19 protein-coding genes are annotated in these 25,350 nt (G+C 74.8%); 9 read left to right on the top strand and 10 right to left on the bottom strand.

The window, feature by feature from the left end; translation table 11 throughout:
- The 5 genes from ABZS51_RS31780 to ABZS51_RS31760 form a co-directional block, all read right to left on the bottom strand.
- On the bottom strand, window positions 1-926 hold a 926-nt coding region (locus ABZS51_RS31780), incomplete at its 3' end, for a substrate-binding domain-containing protein (protein WP_355448695.1).
- On the bottom strand, window positions 923-1,945 hold the full coding sequence (locus ABZS51_RS31775) for an ABC transporter permease (RefSeq protein WP_355448692.1): 1,023 nt from the start codon (window positions 1,943-1,945) through the stop codon (window positions 923-925). The genes ABZS51_RS31775 and ABZS51_RS31780, both read right to left, overlap by 4 nt.
- Window positions 1,945-3,462, bottom strand: a complete 1,518-nt coding sequence (locus ABZS51_RS31770) for a sugar ABC transporter ATP-binding protein (RefSeq protein ID WP_355448689.1) — start codon at window positions 3,460-3,462, stop codon at window positions 1,945-1,947. The genes ABZS51_RS31775 and ABZS51_RS31770 overlap by 1 nt, the downstream gene beginning before the upstream one ends.
- Window positions 3,463-3,558: 96 nt before the next feature.
- Window positions 3,559-6,135, bottom strand: coding sequence for a LuxR C-terminal-related transcriptional regulator (locus tag ABZS51_RS31765; RefSeq protein WP_355448686.1), 2,577 nt, complete (start codon window positions 6,133-6,135; stop codon window positions 3,559-3,561).
- The gene (locus ABZS51_RS31760; protein ID WP_355448683.1) at window positions 6,132-8,204 is read right to left on the bottom strand and encodes an AAA family ATPase; all 2,073 of its coding nucleotides are present in this window, start codon (window positions 8,202-8,204) and stop codon (window positions 6,132-6,134) included. The genes ABZS51_RS31765 and ABZS51_RS31760 overlap by 4 nt, the downstream gene beginning before the upstream one ends.
- A 195-nt stretch (window positions 8,205-8,399) precedes the next feature.
- Here ABZS51_RS31760 and ABZS51_RS31755 point away from each other — a divergent pair, with 195 nt between their 5' ends.
- The 3 genes from ABZS51_RS31755 (at window position 8,400) to ABZS51_RS31745 (ending at window position 12,622) form a co-directional block, all read left to right on the top strand.
- Entirely contained in the window at window positions 8,400-9,743 is a 1,344-nt protein-coding gene (locus ABZS51_RS31755; protein WP_355448680.1) for an NAD(P)/FAD-dependent oxidoreductase, read from the top strand.
- Window positions 9,744-9,784: 41 nt separating this feature from the next.
- Window positions 9,785-10,246, top strand: a complete 462-nt coding sequence (locus tag ABZS51_RS31750) for a MarR family transcriptional regulator (RefSeq protein ID WP_310715260.1) — start codon at window positions 9,785-9,787, stop codon at window positions 10,244-10,246.
- Window positions 10,247-10,345: 99 nt separating this feature from the next.
- Complete coding sequence (locus ABZS51_RS31745; protein ID WP_355448677.1) at window positions 10,346-12,622, top strand: excinuclease ABC subunit UvrA; 2,277 nt, start codon at window positions 10,346-10,348, stop codon at window positions 12,620-12,622.
- A 36-nt stretch (window positions 12,623-12,658) separates the two neighbouring features.
- Here ABZS51_RS31745 and ABZS51_RS31740 read toward each other — a convergent pair whose 3' ends face one another.
- Window positions 12,659-13,378 (bottom strand): SDR family oxidoreductase, encoded by a 720-nt coding sequence (locus tag ABZS51_RS31740; protein ID WP_355448675.1) that lies wholly within the window; start codon window positions 13,376-13,378, stop codon window positions 12,659-12,661.
- A gap of 56 nt (window positions 13,379-13,434) precedes the next feature.
- On the opposite strand from ABZS51_RS31740, the gene ABZS51_RS31735 reads away from it, so the two are divergent.
- Window positions 13,435-13,944 carry a MarR family transcriptional regulator gene (locus ABZS51_RS31735; RefSeq protein ID WP_355448672.1) on the top strand — a complete coding sequence of 170 codons (510 nt, stop codon included), beginning with the start codon at window positions 13,435-13,437 and terminating at the stop codon, window positions 13,942-13,944.
- A 58-nt stretch (window positions 13,945-14,002) separates the two neighbouring features.
- Here ABZS51_RS31735 and ABZS51_RS31730 read toward each other — a convergent pair whose 3' ends face one another.
- On the bottom strand, window positions 14,003-14,494 hold the full coding sequence (locus tag ABZS51_RS31730) for a MarR family transcriptional regulator (protein ID WP_355448669.1): 492 nt from the start codon (window positions 14,492-14,494) through the stop codon (window positions 14,003-14,005).
- 97 nt (window positions 14,495-14,591) lie between these two features.
- On the opposite strand from ABZS51_RS31730, the gene ABZS51_RS31725 reads away from it, so the two are divergent.
- Window positions 14,592-15,908 (top strand): NAD(P)/FAD-dependent oxidoreductase, encoded by a 1,317-nt coding sequence (locus tag ABZS51_RS31725; protein ID WP_355448666.1) that lies wholly within the window; start codon window positions 14,592-14,594, stop codon window positions 15,906-15,908.
- Here the strand turns inward: ABZS51_RS31725 and ABZS51_RS31720 are convergent.
- Entirely contained in the window at window positions 15,890-16,741 is an 852-nt protein-coding gene (locus tag ABZS51_RS31720; RefSeq protein WP_355448663.1) for an alpha/beta hydrolase, read from the bottom strand. The genes ABZS51_RS31725 and ABZS51_RS31720 overlap by 19 nt on opposite strands.
- Window positions 16,742-16,789: 48 nt before the next feature.
- On the bottom strand, window positions 16,790-17,251 hold the full coding sequence (locus tag ABZS51_RS31715) for a pyridoxamine 5'-phosphate oxidase family protein (RefSeq protein ID WP_355448660.1): 462 nt from the start codon (window positions 17,249-17,251) through the stop codon (window positions 16,790-16,792).
- A gap of 248 nt (window positions 17,252-17,499) precedes the next feature.
- Here ABZS51_RS31715 and ABZS51_RS31710 point away from each other — a divergent pair, with 248 nt between their 5' ends.
- Entirely contained in the window at window positions 17,500-19,854 is a 2,355-nt protein-coding gene (locus tag ABZS51_RS31710; protein WP_355448658.1) for a DPP IV N-terminal domain-containing protein, read from the top strand.
- A gap of 2 nt (window positions 19,855-19,856) precedes the next feature.
- On the opposite strand, the gene ABZS51_RS31705 is transcribed toward ABZS51_RS31710, so the two are convergent.
- On the bottom strand, window positions 19,857-23,297 hold the full coding sequence (locus ABZS51_RS31705) for a BTAD domain-containing putative transcriptional regulator (protein WP_355448655.1): 3,441 nt from the start codon (window positions 23,295-23,297) through the stop codon (window positions 19,857-19,859).
- 294 nt (window positions 23,298-23,591) lie between these two features.
- On the opposite strand from ABZS51_RS31705, the gene ABZS51_RS31700 reads away from it, so the two are divergent.
- Genes ABZS51_RS31700 through ABZS51_RS31690 form a run of 3 tightly spaced genes read left to right on the top strand, consistent with a single transcriptional unit; the run spans window position 23,592 to window position 24,945 of the window.
- Entirely contained in the window at window positions 23,592-23,948 is a 357-nt protein-coding gene (locus ABZS51_RS31700; RefSeq protein WP_310715275.1) for a metalloregulator ArsR/SmtB family transcription factor, read from the top strand.
- A complete protein-coding gene (locus tag ABZS51_RS31695; RefSeq protein WP_355448652.1) occupies window positions 23,945-24,451 on the top strand; it encodes an SRPBCC family protein in 507 nt (168 codons plus the stop codon). The genes ABZS51_RS31700 and ABZS51_RS31695 overlap by 4 nt, the downstream gene beginning before the upstream one ends.
- Window positions 24,451-24,945 carry a VOC family protein gene (locus ABZS51_RS31690; RefSeq protein WP_355448649.1) on the top strand — a complete coding sequence of 165 codons (495 nt, stop codon included), beginning with the start codon at window positions 24,451-24,453 and terminating at the stop codon, window positions 24,943-24,945. Before ABZS51_RS31695 ends, ABZS51_RS31690 begins: the two co-directional genes overlap by 1 nt.
- The last annotated feature ends 405 nt before the right edge of the window (window positions 24,946-25,350 follow it).

Genomic DNA, 25,350 nt, shown 5'->3' with positions numbered 1-25,350 from the left:
CATGGGACTGGGGCGTCGCCTCTACCGCGGCGAGATCGATATCGACTTCGTCGGCCGCTGGAAGCTCTGGTACAGCCTGTCCGGCTTGCTGCTGACGACGCCTCCTGCGCCGTGCGGGTGCCCGCGTCGGGCAGCGGGATGTTCTCGCGGGCGAGCAGCGTGACGCCCGGGCAGCCGAGCAGCGTCCTCTCGATCAGCCGCGCCTTGTACTGCGCGAACGGGATCGAGGAGTCGCTGAACACCACGACCCCCGCGCCGCCGCCCGACCTCGCGATGATCCAGTACGCGCTGAGCCGGGCGACGTCCTCCACCCGGGTGGTGACGTTGGCGAACAGCCTCGGGTTCGCGCTGGGCCCGGGGGAGCGGGTCGCGTGCCAGCCGACCAGCGTGATGCCCGCCTGATCGGCCTGGCGTACCTGCTGGGCGACCGAGCCCGGGTCGAAGCCGCCGATCACGATCCCGGACGGGCGCAACGCGATCGCCTGGCCGAAGGCGGCGCGGACGCCGGCCGGCGTGCCCTGGCCGTCGATCACCCGCGCCTTCCAGCCGATCGAGCGGGCCGCCCCGGTGACGGCGGAGGCCGTGCCGGCGACGCCGGGGTTGGTCATGGTGGCGGCCACGTACACGATGCTCCTGCCGGGGACGGCCCGGGGCCCGGTCGTGGGCCCGTCCCAGGGGGCGGTGCGCTCGGCGCGGGCGACGGCCTCCCGGGCCGTGGCGAGCACAGCGGGGCACGGCCGCGCCGGCCGGCCGGGGTCCGGGGCGTCGCCGCCCGCGCAGCCGCCGGTCAGCACGACGGCGAGCAGCAGCGCGGCCACGGCGCGCACGAGCCGGGCGGTCGCACGTACGGGCCGGGCGGTCGCGCGTACGGGCCGGGCGGCGGCGCGCCTGGAACAGCCGGCGCTCATGGGCGGGGCGGGGCTCATGGGGCTCCCCGGCTCTCCGCCGGGGGACGGGCGCGCAGCCGCCGCCGGGCAGAGAAGCCGACGAGGCCCACCGCCACGAGCAGCGTCAGCCCGTTGAACAGCGGAGTCACCCAGAACTCCGCGCCGAGCTGCCCGAGCCCCGACAGGCCGACAGCCAGGATGGCGACCGCCACCACCGTGCCCAGCGGGTTGGGCCGGCCAGGCCGGATCACGGACGAGCCGAGCAGCGCCGCGGTGAACGCCGGCAGCAGGTAGTCCAGCCCGACGCTCGGGTTGCCGATCTGGTTCTGGGCGGCGAGCAGGACGCCCGCGAAGCCGGTCACCAGCCCGGAGGCGGTGAAGGCCGCGCAGACGTGGCGGCGGGTGCGGATGCCGGCCAGTTCGGCGGCGCGCGGGTTGGAGCCGATGACGTACAGGTAGCGCCCAAGGGGGAGGCGTTCGAGGATCACCCACAGCGCCGCCGTCAGCGCCGTGACGTACAGCGCGGGCACGGGCAGCCCCAGCGCCGTCGCGTCGGTCAGGTTCGTGAACCCGCCGGGCAGCCCCCCGGGGCCCGGCACGATCCGCGCGCCCCCGGTCACCCACCCCGTGATCGCGTACAGCACGCTGCCCGTGCCGAGGGTGGCGATGAACGAGTCGATGCGGGCGAACTCGACGAGCAGCCCGTTGACCGCCCCCGCCAGCGCCCCGCCCGCCAGGACGCCGAGGCAGGCCAGCGGCCACGGCCAGCCGGCCGACACGATGAGGCTCAGCGTCACGACGTGCCAGAGGCCGATCCCGTACCCGATGGACAGGTCGAACTTGCCCGTGACGATCGGCACCATCGCGCCCAGCGCCAGGATCGCGGTGATCGCGTTCGTGGACAGCACCACCCGCAGGTTGGCCAGGGTGGGGAAGGTCTGGGGCAGCACCAGGGAGAACACCGCGAACAGCAGGACCGCCAGCGCCAGCAGCCCGTACGCGCCGACGAGCCTGCCGGGCGCGGACCGGCGCCGGGGTGCCCGGCCTCCGGCGGCCATCAGCGGCCCGTCCCGGTGACGGCGCGGGTGAGCCCGGTGACGGTGAGGTCATCGCCGGCCGGCTCGGCGGTCACCGCGCCGCGCGTGAGGACGAGCGCGCGGTCGCACACGTGCGTGATCTCCTCGGCGTCGGCCGAGACCAGCACGGCCGCCAGGCCGGCGCTCAGGGCGGCGTCCAGCAGGCGGTAGATCTCGGGCCGGGCCGCGACGTCCACCCCGGCCGTCGGCTCCTCCAGGATCAGCACCCGCCGTCCGGTCCACAGCCAGCGGCCGATCAGCGCCTTCTGCTGGTTGCCGCCCGACAGCGCGGTGAACGGCAGCTCGGTGTCGGCGGGACGGACCCCGAGGCGTGCCAGCAGGCCCGCGGCCCGCGCCCGCTCCTCGGGAGGCCCGATCCAGGTCAGCGGTGAGCCGCCGCGCAGGCGCGGGTTGGCCAGGACGTTCTCCCGGACGGTGAGGCCGGGGGCGGCGCCCTCCTCCAGCCGGTCGCCCGCGACCAGACCGGCACCCGCCTCGACGGCCTCCGGCGCCGACGCCGGCAGGTAGGGCCGCCCGTCCAGCAGCACCCGCCCGTCCAGGACGGGCCGCACGCCGGCCAGCGCCCGCCCCACGTCCACGTGTCCCGCGCCGGCGAGCCCGGTCAGGCCGATCGCCTCGCCGGCCCGCAGGTCGAAGCCGACCGGACCGGCCAGCGCGGTGCGCAGGCCGCGCACGCTCAGCACCACCTCACCCGGCTCCCGGCGCGGCCGGCGGTGAACGGCGGGCTCGCCGCCCACGATGGCGCGCACCAGGTCGTCGTGGTCGATGGGCTCGCCCGCCACGATGGCGCGCTCCAGGTGCCCGTCGCGCAGGACGGCCACGCTGTCGGCCAGCTCGCGCACCTCGGCGAGCCGGTGGCTCACATACACGACGCCGCGGCCACGGTCGCGCAGCCCGCGCAGCACGCCGAACAGCCGGTCGCGGTCGGCCGCGCCCAGGCTCGCGGTCGGCTCGTCCAGCACGATCACCTCGGTGTCGCGGGCCAGCGCGCGGGCCACGGCGACCAGCGCCCGCTCGGCACGGGTGAGATCGCCCGCCCGCTCGCCGGGGTCCACCCGGGCGCCGACCGCGTCGAGCGCCGCCGCGCAGCGCACGCGCGTCCCGCGTCCGGAGATGAGGCCGCCGCGGCGGGGGTAACCGGCGCCCAGGGCGACGTTCTCCGCGACGGTCATCCAGTCGACCAGGCCGGGGTCCTGGTGGACGAACGACATCCGGCCGGCCGCGGCCCGGCCGCCGAGCGGGTGCCCGGCCACCGTCACCTCCCCGGCGTCGGCGCGGTGCGCGCCGGCCAGGATCTTGATCAGGGTGGACTTGCCCGCGCCGTTCCGGCCGAGCAGCGCCAGGACGCTGCCGCGGGCCAGGTCGAGATCGACGCCGTCGAGCGCGGGGATGCCGCCGAACCGCTTGCGCAGCCCGCGGACACGGACAAGCGGCTCCGGCTCGGCCCTGCCGAGGTCGTGGCTGGCGCAGTCGTGCACAGGCCCCTCCGCGGGGCTCGGATCGCCCGGCGGGCAAGCTTTGACGGCCCGTCCGATGTTCCGTTCATCGTACAGAACCAAAGGTCAAGGGCTTGTTCAGCCGGCCTGACGAGTGTTCCAGGCGCGCACGATCTGCGCGCGCGAGGTGAAGCCCAGCTTGCGCAGCACGTTCTCGACGTGGTTCTCGGCGGTGCGTTGCGCGATCACCAGCGTCTCGGCGATCTGCCGGTTGCTCAGCCCCCGCGCCACCAGCTCGGCGATCTCCCGCTCCCTGCGGGTCAGCACGGCCGCGACACCGGGCTCCTGCTCGGCGTCACCGGCGTCGGGCAGCAGCCCGTCCTCCAGCGCGTACGCCGCCGCGGCGTCCAGCGTGAGCTCCGAGCCGCGCAGGAAGCCCGCGGTGAACCCCTCGTCGCCCAGCCCGCGCCGCAGCAGCTGCTCGCACCGGTCGTGCAGCCCCGCCAGGTGGCCGAGCCCCGACAGCGACGTCCCGATCGACCGCCACACCATGTGGGCGGCGCCGAGCAGCTCGGCGGCGCGCGGCCGCGCCCCCTCGCCGGCCAGGATCCACGCCAGCCCCTCCAGGCACTGGGCGAGACCGAGGTGGTCGTGGCAGCGCACCTTGACGCGGATCGCGTCGCGCATCATGGCGGTGGCCGCCCGCGCGTCGCCCAGCCGCCACCGGTCCAGGGCCACGATCCACAGCCCGTACGACACCGACCACTCGGCGCGCTCCCGCCGGGCCGTCTCCAGGACCTCCTCGCACAGCGCGGACGAGCGGGGAGCGTTCATGAACACGGCGGCCATCGCGAGCTGGAGCAGCGTGACCCAGGCGTGGCCCCGGTGGCCGAGCGCCCGCCGCCGCTCCAGCGCCTCCTCCAGCAGTGTGAACGCGCGCGGGAAGGCGCCCGCGAGCAGCGCCGCGAACCCGGTGATGTGCACCGCCCCGGCGAGATCGGCCTCGTCGCCGAGCCGCTCGGACAGCGCCCGGCACTCCTCCAGCAGCGGCCGCGCGGCGGCGGCGTCGCCCCGCAGCAGCACCAGCCAGGCGTCCACCCAGAGCGCCTTGGCCCGCGCGGAGCCGGGCGCGGTCTCGGCGGCCAGTGCCCGCTCCAGCCAGTGGTGCCCCTCGCTCGGCGACGTCCACGACAGCCGGTGGCTCCACATCGCCGCGCCGATCTCCAGCGCGGCCCACGCCTGCCCCGGCTCGCTCAGGCAGAACTCCAGGGCGGCGCGCACATTGGCCTGTTCGAGGCGGAGCCGGGCCAGCCAGCGCATCTGGTGCTCGCCGAACCACTCGGCCTCGGCCCGCTCGGCCAGCTCGCGGCACCAGTCGCGGTGGCGCAGCCGCAGGGCCGTGCGCCGGCCCGACTCGGCCAGCCGCTCCTCGCCGTACTGGCGCAGCGTCTCCAGCATGTCGTAGCGGGCACCGTACCCGTGCTCCCCGGGCCGCATGCCCGCCAGGGCCGGATCCTGCTCCCTGCGGAGCACGATCGACTTGTCGACCAGCTCGGTCAGCACGTCGGACAAGGCCGCCCCGGCGATCTCGTCCGGGGCGCAGACCCGCTCCGCCGCCTCCAGGTCCCAGCCCCCGGAGAAGACCGACAGCTCCCGCCACAGGGCCCGCTCCCCGGGCGTGCACAGGTCGTAACTCCAGTCGACGAGCGCCCGCAGCGTCCGCTGGCGCGGTATCGCCACCCGGCTGCCCTGGGTGAGCAGCCGGAACCGGTCGTTGAGCCGGTCGAGGATCTGCTCGACCGACAGCACGCGCATCCGGACGGCCGCGAGCTCGATGGCCAGCGGGATCCCGTCGAGCCGCCGGCACAGCCTGGTCACCGCCACGCTGTTGCCCGCGTCGACCGTGAAGTCCGGCACCACGGCCGTCACCCGGTCGGCGAACAGGCTGACCGCCTCCGACAGCACCTCCGGCGCCGGCCCGAGGCCCGGCCCGGGGCCCGCCTCCCCGTCCGTCCCGGCGCCGGCCGCGACCACCCCGGGCCCACCGGACGCCGCTCCGGACGCCGTGCCGGACGCGGGTTCGGGGGCCGCTCCGGACGCCGGTCCAGCGACGGGGGTGAGCGCCGGACCGGGCAGCCCGTCCGGCACGTTCTCCAGGGCTTCCGGCGCGGCCCCCGGGGCAGCCGGTACGGCACCCGGGGCGCCCGGCACCGTCAGCGGCGGCACCTCCAGCACGCTCTCGCCGGCCACGTGCAGCGGCTGCCGGCTGGTGGCGAGAATGCGCACGCCGGGCCCGGCCGCGAGCAGCTCGCCCACCAGAGCGGCGCACTCGGGCAGCAGGTGCTCGCAGTTGTCGAGCACCAGGAGCGTCCGCCGGCCGCGCAGGTGCTCGCGCAGCCCCTCCAGATCGTTGCGGGGGCAGCCGATCGCCTGGGCGACCGTCTCGCCGAGCAGCTCGCCGGCGGCCAGCGGGGCGAGGTCGGCCAGCCAGCTCCCGTCAGGGAAGCTCCGCGCCGTCTCGGCGGCCAGCCGCAGCGCCAGCCTCGTCTTCCCGACGCCGCCCACGCCGGTCAGCGTCAGCAGCCGCCCAGCGCAGAGCAGGCGCCGCGCCTCGGTCAGCTCCTGCCGGCGCCCCACGAAACTGGTCAACTCGACGGGCAGGTTCCCCGTTGCCCGGCGCGTCGTCGCCCCCGTGGCCATGTCGGGTTCAGTCATACCCTCCCGGACGCGTGATGAGCCCCCGGCCTGCCGGAACCTGCGAGGAGCCGCGGATCTAGGCTCAGCCGGGCGCCCTCCCGGAACGCCGCCTGATACGCCCGGACCCCGAGGGCGCACCGGGCCCGCGCCACGCACCGCTCATGCCACGGCGCGTGGTACGACAGCCGGATCGGGGAGGCGTCCACGGACTGCCACAGGGCGTGCGCGGCGCCCAGCAGCCGGGCCGCCCGGCCGTGGTCGCCGTGAGCGCCCGCCGCCCACGCCAGCACCTCCACGCACTGCGTCAGGCACCACTTGTCGTCGATGTCGCGGGTGAACTCCGCCGCCTCGCCCACCAGCTCCTCGGCCCGTCGCAGGTCGCCGAGGTTCCACAGCACGATGCCGAGCACGAGCTGCGCGTACGAGCGGGTCACGGGCGCCCCGTGCTCCTCGCACAGCGCCAGCATCTCCTCGCCGCACTCCGCCGCCCGCCCGGGGCTCTGGCTCGCCCCGTACGCCGCCATGTAGTACAGGTTGAACGCCACCCCGTCGAGGTCGCCCGCCGCCCTGTGCAGCGCCAGCGACTCCTCCAGCAGCGCGAGCCCGCGCCCCGGCTCGCCGGCGGAGAACGCGGCCACGCCGCTGGTGCGCACCGCGTACGGGAGCACGTCCGCGAACCCCTCGCGCCGGATCAGCGCCCCGCACTCCTCCAGCCGGGGCGCCGCCGCGGCGGGGTCGCCCTGGCGCAGCGCCAGCATGCTGTACACCCACAGCGCCGTCGCCCGGCCGCGGCCCGGCGCGGTCACCCGCTCCAGGCCGCGCTCCAGCCAGTACCGTCCCTCCGTGGCGGAGCCGGACAGCAGCCAGAACGACCACAGCGACGCGGTCATCTCCAGCCCCACGGCGGGCGGTCCAGGCCCGCCGAGGCACGTCTCGATCGCGGCGCGCAGGTTGGGCAGCTCCCGCCGCAGCAGCCGGTAGCGCTCCAGCTGGTCGGGGACCGTCTCGTGGATCCGGTTGCGGGCCACGAGGTCCCGGTGGTGGCCGATGTAGCGCTCGCGCAGGTCCCGCTCCTCGTCGCCGGCCAGCCGCTCGCAGCCGTACGCGCGGATGGTGTCCAGCATGCGGTACCTGACGCAGCCCTCCGCCTGCTCGCCGATGAGGATCGACTTGTCGACCAGCCCCGCCGCCAGGTCGAGCACCTCGCATCCGTCCACGTCGCCGCCGGCGCACACCGCCTCGGCCGTCTCCAGGCCGGCCCCCGCGGGGAACATCGAGAGCCGGGCCCAGAGCCGCTGCTCGCCGGCCGAGCACAGGCGGTAGCTCCACTCCATGGTCGCGCGCAGCGTCCGCTGCCGCGGCGGCAGCGTGGCCGGCGACGTCACGGCCTGAAGACGCTCGTCCAGCTCGCGCGCCAGCCGGTCCAGCGGCACCGTGCGCAGCCGGGCCGCCGCCAGCTCGATCGCCAGCGGCAGCCCGTCGAGGCGCCGGGCGAGCATGGCCACGTCCGCGGCGTTCTCCCGGGTCAACCGGAACCCCGGCGAGGCGTCGGCCGCCCGGTCGGCGAACAGCCGCACGGCGTCGTGCCGGGCTATGACGTGCGGCGGCAGCCCCGGGTCCGGAACCGGCAGGGACGGAACCGGGAGCACGTGCTCGCCGTACACGCCCAGCCTCTGCCTGCTCGTGATGAGGAGCCGCAGCCTCGGCGCCTCGCGCAGCACCCGGGCCGCGAAACGGGCGCACGCCTCCAGCAGGTGCTCGCAGTTGTCGAGGACGAGCAGCATCCGCCGCCCGGCCAGGTGGTCCTCCAGCAGCGCCATGGGGTCGGAGTCGCCGTCGCGCAGCCCCAGCGCCGCGGCGACCGTCGGCGCCAGCAGCTCGCCGGCCTCCAGGGAGGAGAGCTGCACGACCTCGACCCCGTCGCGGAAGGCGCCGCGCAGGGTGGCGGCGACCTTGAGCGCCAGGCGGCTCTTGCCGACGCCTCCCGTGCCGGTCAGCGTGAGCAGCCGGGCCCGGGCAAGAGCCTTCCGGGCCGCGGCCACCTCGTGCCTGCGGCCGACGAACGTGGACTCGCTCACCACGGCCATGGATTGACTGCTCCACCGGCCGGCGCCTCCGGGAAGGCTTCCCGCTGAGCAGACCGGCCGATGCCTTCCAGCCTAGAACCCCGCATGTCGCCACCTCCCGCGGGTGGCCCCGGAAACGCCAACGGCCGCCATGGATCCGCCCAAGCCGGGGTTGAACCGGCCACGGGACGGCCAGGCACCTGGAGGGAGGAAACGATGCCCAAGCCCAGGATCGTGGTCGTCGGAGCGGGGTTCGGCGGCTACCACTGCCTGCGCGGCCTGGAGAGCCTGCTCCCGCCCGGCGCGGCCGAGCTGGTGCTGGTCAGCCGTACCGACTACCACCTGTACACGCCGCTGCTGCCGCAGGTCGCCGCCGGGACCGTCAACCCGGCGGACGTCGCCGTGCCGCTGCGGTCGCTGCGGCGCACCCGCCTGTGGACCGGTCAGGTCACCGGCGCCGACCTGGGCAGCCGCACGGTGACCGTCCGCCACCACGACGGCGGCCTGTCCACCCTCTCCTGGGATCGCCTGGTGCTCGCCCCGGGCAGCGTCACCCGCATCCGCGACGTCCCGGGGCTGCGCGAGTACGCCCACGGCTTCAAGACCGTCATCGAGGCGGTGTACCTGCGCGACCGCGTCCTGGCCCAGCTGGAGCGGGCCGACGGCCTGCCCGACGGGCCGGAGCGGCAGGCGTACACCACGTTCGTCGTGGTCGGCGCGGGGCTGGCCGGGACGGAGTACGTCGCGCAGATGCGGCTGTTCGTGGCGTCCGCGCTGCGCGCCTACCCGCGGCTGCGGGCGGAGCACATCCGCTGGATCCTCGTCGAGCACGGCCACGGCGTCCTGGAGCATCTGCCGCCGCGCCTGTCGCACCACGCGCTGGCCGTCCTGCGCTCGCGCGGCGTCGAGGTGCGGCTGAGCACCCTGGTGGACCGGCTCACCGCCGACACCGCGCACCTCAGCGACGGCACCACGGTGGCGTGCCGGCTGCTGGTGTGGACGGCCGGCGTCACCGGCAGCCCGCTCGTCGAGGACCTGGGGCTGCCGCTGGACAGGGGCCGGCTCACCGTGGGCGCAGACCTGGCCGTGCCGGGGCACCCGGACGTCTTCGCGCTGGGCGACGCCGCGGCCGTGCCCGACCTCGGCCGCCCCGGCTCGGTGTGCCCGCAGACGGCCCAGCACGCCATGCGCCAGGGCCGGGCCGCGGCCCGCAACGTCGCGGCGAGCCTGGGACACGGCAGGGCCCGGCCGTACCGGCACCGCGACCTCGGCACCGTCGCGGACCTCGGCGGGGCCCAGGCGGCCGCCGCGCCGCTCGGCCTGCCCGTCACCGGTCCACCGGCCAAGGCCGTCACCGGCGGCTACCACCTGTACGCTCTGCCCGGCGCGGGCAACCGGCTGCGTGTGGCCGCCGACTGGGCGCTCAACGCCCTGGTCGGCCGCAACACGGTCAGCCTCGGCCTGGTCCCCGACGCCGCGGCCGGGCTCGTCCGCGCCGAGCAGCTCGGCATCGACCCGCCGCCCGAGCACTCTCCCGCCCCCTCGCGGCCGCCGGTGTGACAGGACGCGGCAACCCATCAGATTTGATGTATTGTGGCCTCATGAACGCTGTGGACCTGTTCCTGCTGGGGCGCACGCTGATGAAGATCGGCGAGGAGGCCATGCCGACGGAGGGCATCGGGCCGCAGACCACGAGCGTGCGCACCGTCCTCATCGTCGTCAGCGACGTCCGGAGCCATCCCGACACCTCGGTGGGCGAGATCGTCGCCCGCACCGGCCTGCCGCAGAGCGCCGTGTCGGCCTCCGTGGCCCGCTTGCGCGAGGCGGGCGCCGTGGTGACCGAGCCCGACCCCCGCGACCGGCGCAGGACCGTGATCAGGCACGCGCCCCAGCTGTCCGACCGGGTGGCCGAGGTCCGCGCGGCGCCGATCGAGCCCGCGCTGGCGCTCGCGCTGGGCGGCGCGGAGCCCGCCGGCCACACCGAGGTCACGGAGGTCACGGCCCTGCTGGAGGCCCTCGCCGCCCGCCTCACCCCCGACTCCCTGGCCCGTCTCAGGCCCTGACTCCTCCCGGCGTCCCCCCGGTTTGAGGGTTCGGCGCCCGTCTCTCCTGGTACCCTCGCCGAAAGTCTCAACAGGCAGGTCAATGACACACTTGCAGGCATGCCTTCCTCCCTCCCCAGCAAGCTGGCCGCCGACAGCCACGACGTCATCCAGGTGCGCGGCGCCAGGGAGAACAACCTGGCGGGTGTCTCCCTCGACATCCCCAAGCGGCGCCTGACGGTGTTCACCGGCGTTTCCGGCTCCGGCAAGTCGTCGCTCGTCTTCGACACGATCGCCGCGGAGTCCCGCCGGCTCATCAACGAGACCTACACCGCGTTCCTCCAGAACTTCATGCCCTCCCAGGCCCGCCCGGACGTCGACGCGCTGCGCAACCTCAGCGCCGCGATCATCGTGGACCAGGAGCGGATGGGCGCCAACGCCCGCTCGACCGTCGGCACCGCCACCGACTGCCACACCATGCTGCGGATCATGTTCAGCCGTCTCGGCGCGCCGCACGCCGGCCCGCCCTTCGCCTTCAGCTTCAATCGGGCCGAGGGCATGTGCCCCGTGTGCGAGGGGCTCGGCAAGACCTCCGAGATCGACGTGGACGCGCTGGTGGACCGCGACCTGTCCCTGAACGAGGGCGCGATCACGGCCCCGGGCTTCGCCAAGGACACGTGGTACTGGCAGCTCTACGCCAAGACCGGCCTGTTCGACCCGGACGCCCCGCTGCGCGACTACACCACGGAGCAGTGGGAGGACTTCCTCCACAAGCCCGCCACCAAGATCAAGATGGGCTCCAACACGTTCACCTACGAGGGACTCGTCACCAAGGTCCGGCGCCTGTACCTCGCCAAGGACCGCGAGTCGATGCAGACGGCGGCGCGCGCCTTCGCCGACCGGGCGGTCAAGCTCGCCCCCTGCTCCGCCTGCGACGGCACCCGGCTCAACGACGCCGCCCGCGCCAGCCTCGTCGCCGGCCGCAGCATCGCCGACTGCTCGGCCATGCAGATCGACGAGCTGGCCGCGTTCGTCCGCGGCATCCGGGACGCCTCGGTCAAGCCGCTGCTCGACACGCTCCTGGAGACGCTGGACTCGCTCGTCGAGATCGGTCTCGGCTACCTGAGCCTGGACCGCGAGTCCTCCACCCTGTCCGGCGGCGAGGCCCAGCGCGTCAAGATGGTGCGGCACCTCACCTCCAGCCTCACCGACATCACGTACGTCTTCGACGAGCCGACCGCCGGGCTGCACCCGCACGACATCCAGCGCATGAACGGCCTGCTGCTGCGGCTGCGCGACAAGGGCAACACGGTGCTCGTCGTCGAGCACAAGCCGGAGACCATCGCCATCGCCGACCACGTCGTGGACCTCGGCCCCGGCGCCGGCGCCCAGGGCGGCCACGTCTGCTACGCCGGCGACCTCGACGGGCTGCGCGCCTCCGGCACGCTGACCGGCCGCTACCTCAGCCACCGCGTCAAGCTGCGCCAGGACGCCCGCCGCCCCACCGGTCACCTGCCCGTCCGCGGCGCCACGCGGCACAACCTGCGCGACGTGAGCGTGGACCTCCCGCTCGGCGTCCTCACCGTCGTCACGGGCGTCGCCGGCTCGGGCAAGAGCTCGCTCATCCACGGGTACGTCGCGGGACGCGAGGGCGTCGTGGTGGCCGACCAGTCGCCGATCCGCGGGTCGCGCCGCAGCAACGCGGCCACCTACACGGGGCTGCTCGACCCGATCCGGACGGCGTTCGCCAAGGCCAACGGGGTGAAGGCGAGCCTGTTCAGCGCCAACTCCGAGGGCGCCTGCCCGGCCTGCAAGGGCATCGGTCTCGTCTACACGGACCTGGCCATGATGGCCGAGGTGGCGTCGGTGTGCGAGGAGTGCGAGGGCAGGCGGTTCACGTCGGAGGTCCTCGCGTACCGGCTGCGGGGCCGCGACATCAGCGAGGTGCTGGCCATGCCGGTGGCGCAGGCGCTCGAGTTCTTCGGCTCCGGCCAGGCGCGGACGATCCTCGACCGGCTCGCCGCCGCCGGCCTCGGCTACCTCACGCTCGGGCAGCCGCTCACCACCCTGTCGGGCGGCGAGCGGCAGCGGCTCAAGCTGGCCGTCAACATGGCCCGCAACGGCACGACGTACGTCCTGGACGAGCCGACCACCGGCCTGCACCTGGCGGACGTGGACCAGCTGCTCGGGCTGCTGGACCGGCTGGTGGACGACGGCAACACGGTGATCGTCATCGAGCATCACCAGGCGGTGATGGCCCACGCCGACTGGATCGTGGACCTGGGACCGGGAGCCGGCCACGACGGCGGCCAGGTGGTGTTCTCGGGGACCCCGGCCGACCTGGTGGCCACGGGCACCTCCCTGACGGCCGATCACCTGCGGCTCTACGTGTCCTGAGCGCCCCTGGCGTCAACCAACGGCTGACGGCTGAGGCTAGCGTGTGGTGAAGGCGCCGCCGTTGACGTGGATGGTCTGTCCCGTGATGTGGCGCGCACCGGGCGAGGCGAGGAAGAAGACGGTCTGCGCGATGTCGCCGGGCGTGCCCGGCCGCTTGAGCAGCGTCTCCTCGACGAGCGCCTGGTGGCGCGCCTCCGTCATGCCGCCGCCGAAGAAGCCGGTGCCGGTCACGTAGCCGGAGGAGATGACGTTGCAGGTGATGTCGCGCGGGCCGAGCTCGGCGGCGAGCGCGGCGTTCCAGGCGGCCAGCGCCGCCTTCGCCGCGCCGTAGGATCCGCCGCGGCGTTCCGCACCGATCGTCCCGATGCTGATGATCGAGGAGCCCGCGGTCAGCTTGTCGCGGACCGCGGCGGTGGTGAGGACCGCGGTGAACAGGTTGGTCGACACGCTCGACTGCCATTCCGCGGCCAGCGCCTCCAGGGGCGGCATCCCGGCCGGCGGCGTCTCCGGCAGTCCACCGGCGGTGTTGACGAGCACGTCGAGCGGGCCGTCCAGCCGCGCGCCGAGCTCGGCGACCTGGTCGGGCATGGTCGCGTCGCAGGCGATGCCGTGCACGCCCAGCTCCTTGGCGGCCGGCTCGACGGTGTCGGGGCGCCGCCCGGTGATGTGGACCTCCGCGCCGTCGGCCGCGAAGAGCGCGGCGACGGCGCGCCCGATGCCGCTGGTGCCTCCGGTGACGAGGACAGTTCTGGTCACGCTTCCTCCCCTGGGCGGTGTTATCGTTTAGGTCTAAACATAGCGGAGGGCCGACAGTGACCGACAACCCGGCCGAGCCGGCCGAGATCGCGGCGGCCTGGCAGCGCGAGCGTCCGGGCACGCCCACGGACTCCATCGAGATCGTCACGCCCATCTGGCGGCTGGCGAAGATGTTCGCCGACGACCGCGTCCGTGTCCTGCGCGCGGCCGGCATCGACGCGGCCACGCTCGACCTGCTGTCGGTGATCCGCCGCTCCGGCCCGCCGTACACGCTGTCCACCCGCGAGCTGGCCGGCCGCACCCTGGTGACGGCCGGCGCGATCTCCCAGCGCGTCGCCCGCGCGGAGCGTGACGGTCTGGTGCGGCGGGCACCGGGCGCGACGGGGCGCAAGAGCGTCGACGTGTCGCTGACGGACGAGGGACACGCGCTGATCGAGCGATCGGTCGACTCGGTGCTCAGCCGTGAGGCCGGCCTGGTCGCGGGCCTGTCCGAGGACGAACGGGCCACGCTCGTGCGCCTGCTGGCGAAGCTCACGACCGACGTGCGGCGACGACAGGGGCTGTAGCGCGGCGTGCCGCCGGCCGCCATTCCGACGCGAGGGCGCGCCCCCTCGCGTGGTGCGGCTACCGGCGCGCGCCCCGCCGTCTGGCCACCGGCTGGGCGCGCACCCGCTCCACGTGCCGCTCGTACATCTCGCGTGAGCGGCGCAGGAAGGCGGCCACCCGCTCCAGCTCCTCGGGCGTGAAGTCCTCCATCATGGTCTCGCCCTCGGCGACGAACGGCCCGTACAGGTCCCACGTCCTGGCGCCGGCCTCCTCGGTGATCCGCACGACGACCTTGCGGCGGTCGGAGGGGTCGGGGGAGCGGGTGAGGTAGCCGAGCTTCTCCAGCCGGTCGAGCATCGCGGTGACGCTGCCCGTGGTCAGGCCGAGCGCCGGCCCCAGCACGCTCGGGATGACCGGGCCCTGGGCGAGTATCTCCAGGCACCTCAGGTCCGTCCGGTTCACGCCGAGGACGCCGGCGGCCGCCTCGTCGAAGGAGTCGACCGCGGCCTGCATCAGCCGCATCTCCTCGCCCACGGCGTCGCGGAGCTCGCCCGGAATTCTCCTTGACATTCAAGCCTCTCGAACTTCAAGATAAAGACGTCTCGAACATCAAGATACATGACGAACGAGATGAATCCCTTCCCTTGTGCCTCGGAGAGGACCTGTCATGCGTGTCATCATCATCGGCGCCGGCACCGGCGGCATGTGCCTGGCCCACGGCCTGCGCCGGGCCGGCGTCCCCGTGGCCGTCTACGAGCGCGACCGCACCCGCGCCGACGGCCTGCACGGCTACCGCGTCGGCATCGACCCCACCGGCAACCGGGCGCTGAAGGAGTGCCTGCCGCCCGAGCTGTTCGACACGTTCGCCGCCACCTGCGCCCGCGCCCCGCGCTTCTTCAACGTCCTCACCGAGAAGCGCGGCACCACGGCGTCCTTCCCGCTCCGCCCCGACGACGACGACCCGGTCAACACCGAACGCTCGGTGTCGCGGATGACGCTGCGCCAGGTGCTGCTGACCGGCATGGAGGACGTCGTCCACTTCGGCAAGGAGTTCACCCGCTACGAGCGCGACGCCGACGGCACCGTCACCGCCTTCTTCGCCGACGGCAGCAGCGCGACCGGGGACCTGCTCGTCGCCGCCGACGGCACCGGCTCCCGCGTGCGCCGGCAGTACCTCCCGCACGCCCAGATCAAGGACAGCGGCATCATCGCCATCTCCGCCAAGGTGCCGATCACCGAGGAGACGCGGCGGCTGCTCACGCCGGAGATGTTCTACGGCATCTCGGCGATGTTCGCGCCCAGGGGCATGTTCTGCATCTGGCACGTCATGGAGTTCAAGTGGGGCCGCGAGGGCGGGATCAAGCACGACGTGGGCGGCAGCGAACGGGAGCTGATCGAGCGCTGGCCGGGCCTGCTCTACGACAACACACGCGACTACATCAACTGGGGCCTGTCGGCCGCCGCCTCCCGCTTCCCCGCCGGGATCATGGACCTGCGGGGCGCCGACCTCGTGGACGTCGCCCTCGGCATGACCGGGGACTGGCACCCGGACCTGCGCCGCCTGTTCACGCTGGCCGACCCCGGGAGCTGCTTCCCGATCAACATCCGCACCTCCGTCCCGGTCGACCCCTGGCCCACCACGAACGTCACGCTGCTCGGCGACGCGATCCACACGATGACCCCCGGCCAGGGCGTCGGGGCCAACACCGCGCTGCGCGACGCCATGCTGCTGTGCCGGGAGCTTGCCGGCGGCAAGCCGGTGCTCGACGCCGTCGCCGCCTACGAACGCCAGATGATCCCGTACGGCTTCGCCCGCGTGAAGGACTCGCTGAGCCGCATGGACGGCGACGGCGCCGCGCACAAGCCGGTCATCGGCCGCGCCCTGCTGGCCGGCATGCGCGGCTACTTCACCGTGGTGGACCGCGTGCCGGCCCTCAAGCGCAAGTTCGTCGACGACCTGTACGCCTACCGCGGGGCCGAGTGACCGTCCCGGCCGCCCAGCATGCCGGCGATGTCCCGGAAGAGCCGCTCGTGGGCGGCGGCGGCCTCGGGCGAGGTGAGGTCCATGTTCTGGATGAAGCCGTGGACGAGCCCCGGCTCCTGCCGGTGCGTCACCCGCACCCCCGCCTCGGCCAGCCGCCGCGCGTACGCGTCACCCTCGTCGCGCAGCGGGTCGTGCTCGGCCGTGACAACGATGCTGTCCGGCATGCCGCGCAGGTCCGCCGCCGTCAGAGGGCTCGCCCGCGGGTCGTCACGGACCTCCGGGCCGGACGTCCACTGGCTCACGGCCCAGGACAGGAAGCCGGCGTCGAGCCCGTACCCGGACCCCTTCTCCGCGACGCTGGGCATCGACAGCGTCAGGTCGGTGTTCGGGCAGAGGAGGATCTGCGCGGCCGGCAGCGGCCCGCCCTCGTCCCGCAGCCGCAGGCACGCCATCGTCGCCAGGTACCCGCCCGCGCTGTCACCGGCCACCGCCGCCGGCCGGGCCCACCGCAGGACCGCGACCGCGTCGTCCACGGCCGCGGGGTAGGGGTGCTCGGGGGCGCGCCGGTAGTCCACGGCCAGCACCTCGACGTCGCAGCGCGCGGCGAGGCGCCGGCAGGTGCGGTCGTGGGTGTCCAGGTCGCCGATCACCCAGGCCCCGCCGTGCAGGAACACCACCAGCGGCCGCGCCTCGGGGGAGGGCCGGTAGTGGCGGAGCCGGAGCCCGCCGGGCCCCTCCACGTCGCCGACGGCGGCCAGCTCCGGCCCCCGGGGGCGCCGGGCCGCCCGCAGGGCCGAGTCCCTGCGCAGCTGGAAGACGTCTGGAACGGTCATGACGCGCCATCCTAGAGGCCGCCGCCCCGGGGATGCGGGTACGGTGCCTCAGGCCACGGTCCAGCGGCCCTCGCGCATCAGCTCGCGGCCCTTCAGCTCGTTCTCCTCCCGCCACGCCAGGATCCGCAGCGGCGTGACGCGGAAGTAGAGGTACGGCGTCGAGAGCGCGCGCGGGTCGAAGCCCGTCTTGACGGCGAAGGCGTCGCCCTCCCCCTCCCGCAGTCCGGCGGGCGGCACGGTCTCGACGGATCCCTCGATCACGGTCACGTCGCGGGTGTGGCCGAGCCCGAGCCGGACCCGCCCGCTGTGCCGCAGGTTGCGGCCCGTGGGGCTGTCCGCCGCCGTGGACAGGAGCAGGGTGGCGCCGTCCCACAGGAACGACAGCGGCACCAGGTGCGGCTGCCAGCCGTCGGGGCCGGCGGTGGACACCCAGGCGTCGACGTCACCGGCGAGCCGGTCGAGGACGTCCTGCTTGCGCCGGAGCGCGGTACGGGGCGGAGCCGGGGTCATCGGTGTGTTCTCCTTCACGCGCGTGTGCCGTCATGACTCTGGCACATCCGCGCGGGCGGATGTGACGGCTCCCGCTCACCGTCCGCGCGAGCGCATGTGACGGCCCCCGTCCGGCCCTCCGCGCGGGCGTGTCAGCGATCTGTCAACGATCGCTCAAGCGGCTGTCGGCGGCCTCCGCGAGCATCACGGTGACCCGCCAGAGGGGGCCGCGGACACGACGCGGTCCCCGCAGGAGAGGAACGACCGCCATGACGCCGCCCCACATCTCGCCCGGCACCCCGGCACGCCTGGACGCGTCCGCCTACCAGGCCGCCGAGCTGCTGCTCCGCCACAACCGCCGCCGGCTCGTCCGCGGCGGCGAGATCACGCCCCGGTGGATCGACGGGGGAGCCCGCTTCTGGTACGCGGTGGACGCCGCCGAGGGCACGCGGTTCGTCCTCGTGGACCCGGAGGCGGGCACGCGGGAGCCCGCGTTCGACCACGACAAGGTCGCGGCCGCGCTGGCGGAGGCGTCGGGACAGCAGGTGGACGCCCGCGCGCTGCCGATCGCCGCCCTCGACGTCCTCACCGGCCCGCCGGGCGGGGACAGCGGGGGGAGCGGGGATGTCGAGTTCGACGCGTTCGGGGAGCGCTGGCGGTGCCGGGCCGACGGCTCGGCGTGCGAGCGCGTCCCGGGCCCGCCGCCGACCGGGCCCCTGGAGGCGCGCTCGCCCGACGGGCGGCTCGCGGTGTTCCGCCGCGGCCACGACCTGTGGGTCCGTTCCCTGGAGGACGGCGGGGAACGGCCGCTGACCTCCGACGGCGACGCCGACCACGACTACGGCGCGAGCCCCGACTTCTTCATGTACTCCCCGTTCCTGAAGCGCCTCGGCCTGCCGCACGCGCCTCCCGCGGTGGCCTGGTCCCCCGACTCCACCCGCGTGCTGACGCACCGCACCGTCCAGGACGGCGTACGGCTCACGCACCTGGTCGAGGCCGCGCCGGCGGGCGGCGGCGAGCCGCGGCTGGTGACGCTGCGCCAGCCGTACCCCGGTGACGAGCGGCTTCCGGAGGCCGAGCTGGTCGTGCTCGACGTGGCCACGGGCGCGGCCGTGCCCGCCGGCGCGGAGCCTGAGGCCATGCCGACGATGTCGCCGATCCTGCTGAGATGGGCGTGGTGGTCGGAGGACGGCTCGGCCGTCCACTACCTGAGCCGCTCCCGGGACGCGCGGACCCTGCGGCTGCGCCGGCTCGACCCGGCCACCGGCGAGGTGACGACCCTGGTGGAGGAGAGCGGGGCCACGCGGGTGGAGCCGTCGCAGCGGCTCGACCGGCCCCACCTCGTGCGCGTCCTGTCCGGCGGGGGCTCCGGCGGCGGCTCCGGCGGAGACTCCGGCGGGGACGAGGTGCTGTGGTACTCGCAGCGTGACGGCTGGGGCCACCTCTACCTGTACGACGCGCGCACCGGCGAGCTCCGCCACCAGGTGACGTCGGGGGAGTGGGCTGTCCAGGAGATCCTGCACGTGGACGAGGCGCGCCGGGTCGTCACCTTCACCGCCTCCGGGCTCGTCCCCGACGACCCGTACCGCCGTACCGTGTGCCGGGCCGGGCTGGACGGCTCCGGCGTGGAGCGGATCACCGGCGACGACCTGGACCACGCGGCCGTCGTGCCGCCCGGCGGCGGGTACGTCGTGGACACCGCCTCCACCACCGGCACGCCCCCCGTGACCCGCGTGCTCGGCCGGGACGGGAGCGTGCTGGTCGAGCTGGAGCGCGCCGACATCACCGGGCTCGTCGCGGCCGGCTGGAGCGCGCCCGAGCGGTTCCGCGTCAAGGCGGCGGACGGGCGGACCGACGTGTACGGGGTGCTGCACCGGCCGCACGGGTTCGACCCCGCCCGGCGGTATCCGGTGCTGCACCACCTGTACCCCTTCCCGGCCGTGACCCGGGTGAGCCCCTCGTTCGACCCCGGCTGGCACGGCTACGACGCCGAGGCGGTGGCGGCGCTCGGGTTCGTCGTGATCGCCCTCGACGGGCGCGGGACGCCGGGGCGCAGCAAGGAGTTCCACGACGCGTCGTACCGGCGGCTCGGCGACGGCGGTCTGGACGACCACGTCGCCGCCCTGCGCGAGCTCGGCGCGGACCGGCCGTGGATGGACCTCGATCGGGTGGGGGTGTTCGGCATCTCCGCGGGCGGTCACGCCGCCGTCCGGGCCATGCTCGGCCATCCGGACGTCTTCACGGTGGGGGTGGCCGAGGCCGGTCCGCACGACGCCCGGTTCGGCGATCCGGGCACGACGGAGGCGTACAACGGGCCGTACGACGAGGAGACGTACGCGGCCGCGTCGAACGTGGACCTCGCCGACCGGCTCGCCGGCAGGCTGCTGCTCGTCCACGGCGGCCTCGACACGCAGGTCTCGCCGCACCAGACGCTGCGCCTGGCCGAGCGGCTCATCGCCGCGGACAAGGACTTCGAGCTGCTGGTGGTGCCAGGGGCCGACCACGTGTTCGCCGGGTACGAGCACTACGTCAACCGCCGCAAGTGGGACTTCCTCGTACGGCACCTGCTCGGCGTCGAGCCGCCGCGGGACCACCGCCTCACCCCGGTGCCCCCGGGCAGCTAGCTTCAGGGGGTCAGGGTGGGCTCGACGAGCTCCCGCACCGTCGCGACCGTCGCGTCCCTGCCGCCCCGCTCGGCCTCGGCGTACCCCGCGTCGCCGAGCGCGTCCCGGACGGCCGCCTCCACGCGCGCCGCGTCGGGCTGCGACAGGTCCGGCGTGCCCCGCACGGCGCGGCTCGCCCCCAGCAGCCGCGCCGCCTCGCGCGGCCGCCCGCGCCGCAGGGCCAGGTCGGCGACGCCCACCAGCAGCAGCCCGACCGCCGGGGCGCTCATCGACCGCAACGCCCAGGGCAGCGCGGCGGCGCGATGGGCGCGCGCCGACTCCAGGTCACCGGCCAGCGCGTCCAGGTACGCCAGCGAGTCCAGCACCATCGCCCGGAACCCCCAGCTCACCGGGATGCCCCGCGCCAGGTCCTCGGCCCGGGCCAGGTACGCGCGGGCCGCGCCGGGGTCACCGGCCCAGCGGGCCAGCTCCGCCCTGGTGTACGCGACCGCCACCCGCCCGTCGGGCAGGCCGATCCGCTCGGTGTCCCGCTCGGCGCGCGCCAGGGCCGCCGCGCAGCCGTCCGCGTCGCCGCCCAGCCAGCGCAGGTGGGCCAGCTTCAGCCGCATCTGCCACACGTCCTCGCCGGGCACCACCTCGGTGACCACGGCGATCGCCTCCTCGTGACGACCCGCCGCCCCTTCCAGGTCGCCCCGCCAGGAGGCCAGCCCGCCCAGCGCCGTGAGCGCGGAGGAGACGCCCCACCGCTCCCCGATCGCCCGGAACCCGGCCAGGGCGCTCTCCAGCGCCGCCTCCGCCTCACCGTGCCGGCGCCCGGCCTCGATCCAGGCGAGGGCCTGGTTCATCCGCGCCATGGCCCGCACCCACGGGTCCTCGTCGGCGAACAGCCCCTCCAAGGCGCCCGCCTCCAAGGCGCCGGAGTCGGCCGGCATGCGGCTGAGCGGCCCGATCAGCCGGGCCAGCGGGTGGGGACACCACGTCCGCGCAGCGATCCCCTCGGCAGTCCGGATCCACTCCCCGGCCCGCCGCTCGTCACCGTGCCCGTTCAGCTCGAACAGCGCGGCGACGGCACAGGCCGCCGCCACGACCCTGCCGTCCGCCACTCCTTCCACCGCTCCCTCGACCGGGCCCTCGTACGGGAGGCCCAGGCCGGGCATGGCCAGCACCTCGGCGGCCAGTCGTGCCCCCTCCGCCTTGTGGCCGCTCAGCGACCAGTCGAGGAACCAGCACCAGCCCATCGCCGCCACCAGCCGTACCGCGGTCGCGTGGTCGCGCGCGGCGAGGGCGTCGCGCACGGCGGCGTCCACGTTCGCGCGCTCGGCGGCGAGCCGCCGCAGCCACACGGCCTGGCCGGCGCGGCGCAGACGGGGGTCGGCGGCCTCGGCGAACGCGGCGAACCAGGCCGCGTGGGCGCGGCGCACCCGCTCCAGCTCGCCGGCCTCGCGCAGCCGCTCCAGGGCGTACTCCCGGATCGTCTCCAGCATTCCGAACCGCGGCCCCTCGTCGTCGGAGACCACCAGCAGCGACTTGTCGGCCAGCCCGAACAGCAGCCCGAGCACCCGCTCACCACCCCCGGCCTCTCCCACCGCCCGCCGGGTGACGAGGCCGCCGTCCGCGCGGACCCGCTCGGCGGCGTCCGGTGTAGTGCCGTCGTGCGCGGAGACCTGCTCGGCGGCCTCCGGTGTAGTGCCGCCGTCCGCGCGGACCTGCTCGGCGGCGTCCGGTGTGGCGCGGTCGTCCGCGCAGACCTGCTCGGCGGCCTCCGGTGTCGCGCCGCCGGAGAAGACGGCGAGCCGCCGCAGCAGCGCCCGCTCCTCGTCCGAGAGCAGGTCCCAGCTCCAGTCCACCACCGCCCGCAGGGTACGGTGCCGGGGCAGCGCGACCCGGCTGCCGCCGGTGAGCAGCCGGAACCGGTCGCCCAGCCGTTCGGCCAGCCGCTCGGCGGTCATCGTGCGCAGCCGTGCCGCCGCCAGCTCGATGGCCAGCGGCATGCCGTCCAGCGCCCGGCAGATCCGCACCACGGCCGCCGCCGTGTCCTCGTTCACCTCGAACCCGGGGCTCGCCGCCCGCGCCCGCTCGTCCAGCAGCCTGACCGCCGGGTACCTCATCGCCTCGGCGGCGTCCGCGCCCTCCGGCGGCAGGGCGAGCGGCTCGACCGGCCACAGCGCCTCGCCGGTCAGACCCAGGGGCTCGCGACTGGTGGCCAGGATGCGCAGGTGCGGGCACTCGCCGAGCAGCCGGTCGGCGAGCGCCGCCACCGCGTCGGCGAGGTGCTCGCAGTTGTCCAGGACGAGCAACAGGTCCCGGGTTCGGAGTGCGGCCACGAGCCGGTCGGCAGGGTCGCCCTCGGGCACGGGCTCTCCCCACGCCTGCTCACCGATCCGCAGCGCGGCCAGCACCGCCCGCGGAACCTCGGCCGCCTCCCGCACCGGCGCCACCTCCACCAGCCACACCCCGCCGGGCCGCCGGTCGAGGAACGCGTGGGCCGCCTCGCCGGCCAGCCGCGTCTTGCCCGACCCGCCGGGGCCGGTGAGCGTGGCCAGCCGATGCCCGGCCAGCAGGTCGCCGACCCGCTTCAGGTCGTTCTCCCGCCCGACGAGCCCGGTCAGCGGCACCCGCAGATTCGTCCGCACCGCATCACCGGGAGCCCCCGCCGCGACGTCCGCCGCGCGCGCCGCGGCAGGGGCTCCGGGTGCTGCGGCCACCTCGCCGCGCAGGATCGCGGTGTGCAGCGCCGACAGCTCGGGCGACGGATCAGCGCCCAGGGTCTCGGCGAGGGCCCGCCGCGCCCGCCCGTAGACGGTGAGCGCCTCCGCCCGCCGTCCGGTCGCGCACAGCGCGCGCATCAGCGCCCCCGCCAGCCGTTCACGCAGCGGGTGCTCGGCGACCAGCGACGTCAGCTCCACGACCAACGCGGCACCCGCCCCGTCGAGGGACGGCACGCGGAGATCCGCCTCGACCCGATCCTCCAGCACCGACAGCCGCAGCTCCGACAGCCGGGCGACCGGCGCGGCGAAGAAGTCCGCCCCCGCCACGTCCACCAGCGCCGGACCGCGCCACAGCGCCAGCGCCTCCCGCAGGATCCGCGCCCCGCCGGCCGGGTCGCCCGCCGCCGCGGAACGCCCCGCCGCGGCCAGCCGCTCGAACCGCACGACGTCCACCGTGTCCGGCTCGACAGCCAGGAAGTAGCCGGCGGGGTGGGACTCGATCGGGACCGAGGGCAGCGCCCGGCGCAGCCGCGACACCAGCGCCTGCACCGCGTTGACCGCTCCGGCGGGCGGGCGCTCACCCCACACCCCGTCGACCAGCCGCGCCATGGGCACCACCTGCCCGGGGGAGAGCGCCAGGACGATCAGCGCCGCCCGCAGCCGCGCCCCGCCCACCTCGACAGGTGCCCCGTCATCCGCCCGGAGCTCCAACGGCCCCAGCATCCCGATCCGCACGCCCCGATTCTGCCCTTCCCGCGCCTCCGCCCGGACGACGCGCCCCACGAGGTGAGGCGTCAGGCACCCTCATCTGCACCGCCCCCACCACGCCCGGGATCGACCCCGACCGGATCACGTTCCTGGACACCTCCCGCATCGTGCGCCGCCTGTCATCGACCGCACAGGCGAAACCATGATCACCCGCCATCTGGACGACATCCGCCCGGTGTGGGCACTGACCCGAATCTCTTGACGATGCCGAACCCGGTACGGTACAAAACCATTCAGTTATAAAACCGAAGGGTAATCAACATGGCCGCCGACGTTCTCGACGCGACGTTCGCCGCGCTGGCCGACCCGACCCGGCGAGCGATCCTGGCCCGGCTGATGGAGGGCGAGGCCACGGTGACCGAGTTGGCTGCGCCGTTCGCGATGAGCCAGCCCGGCATCTCCAAGCACCTGCGGGTGCTGGAGCGGGCCGGACTGATCTCGCGTGGACGCGACGCGCAGCGCAGGCCCCGCCGGCTGGAGGCCGGCCCGCTCAAGGACGCCATGGAGTGGCTGGCGAACTACCGCTCCTACTGGGAGGAGAGCTATCAGAGGCTGGACGACCTACTCGGCGAGCTCGAGTCCGGCGGACCGGACACCGTCGAACGGGAAAGCCCATGATGTCGCGGCAGGAGCAGACCGAAGGCCTGACGGTACGGGCGGTGTCCGACACCGACCTCGTACTCACCAGGACGTTCGCCGCCTCCCGCCGGCTCGTCTTCGACGCGTTCACCCGGCCCGAGTTGCTCCGGCGGTGGCACGGCGCGCGCGGCTGGCACCTCGTCGTCTGTGAGATCGACTTGCGTCCGGGCGGTGTCTGGCGCTTCGTGTCGCGCGGGCCGGACGGTGCCGAGTTGGGCCAACGCGGGGTGTTCCACGAGGTCGATGCGCCCGGCCGGCTGGTCCAGAGCGAGGTCCATGACGGCTGGGACGCAGGTGAGGCCCTCGTCACCACCGTCTTCGACGAGCGGGGCGGCCGAACCGCGATGACCATCACAGTGCGCTACCCCTCGCGGGAGGTCCGCGACAGCGTGCTCCGTACCCCCATGAAACGCGGCGCTGGCGAGGCGTACGACCGTCTCGCCGAGATGCTCAACGAGACGACCTTGAAAGGCGAACGGTAATGACCGACACCCAGCCCACGCGGACCGAAATCCCGGCCGACACCGCCGATATCCCGGCCGGCCTCACTGGACCGCCCGTCCATCCCGGTGCGCTTCTCCTCGAACTCGTCCCGGTGCCCGTCACGGACATCGACCGGGCCAAGGCTTTCTACGCCGACCGCCTCGGCTTCCACGTGGACGTCGACGTGCGGCCCTCGGACGGGGTTCGCATCGTTCAGCTCACCCCGCCGGGCTCGGCCTGCTCGATCACCCTGACCGAGGGCATCTCGTCCCTCGACATGCCGGTCGGCACGTTGCGCGGCCTGCACCTGGTGGTGAGTGACATCGAGGAGGCCCGTAAGGCACTCCTGGAGCGCGGTGCGGACGTGGGTCCGGTCGAGGACCTGGGCGGCGTCTACTACGCTCGCTTCGCCGACCCGGACGGCAACACCTGGACTCTCCAGCACATGCCCTGGCGCATCCAAGGACGCTCCCCGATGCCCGAGAGCGCGTAGGCGTCGTACGGCGTCGGCCAGGCTTGTTCGCTGGATCATGCCGAGTCGGTCGTCCGCTGTCCCGTTGCTGACGATTGCCCCGTCGGTGACGATCCCGACCAACCATCCCGCGGCGCGCAGTCCGGACAGTCCTACCAGTACTTCCGGGGCAGCGGACGGGGTCTGGCATGCATCTGCGGTAGCCGTCCCACAGCTCCTCAACCGGACCGGGAGGGGCGAAGCGCTCGCGCACCCTCGCGAAGAACGCCTCACGATGGGGGAGGCCCGCACGATCGAAAGCGATCAACCAGCCGGCGGCCTCGCCCCCAGGGCGGGCCGCCTCGGCGAACTCCTCGGCCCCGATCTGGGACGGGTGCCGGTCAGCGCGGGATGGTGTCGCGGTGGGCGGCCAGCCACGTGTCGAAC

This window comes from Nonomuraea sp. NPDC005501, assembly GCF_040605905.1.
Lineage (GTDB): Bacteria > Actinomycetota > Actinomycetes > Streptosporangiales > Streptosporangiaceae > Nonomuraea.
Note: the sequence above shows the minus strand (reverse complement) of the source record. Positions and strands in the feature narration are given on the sequence as shown.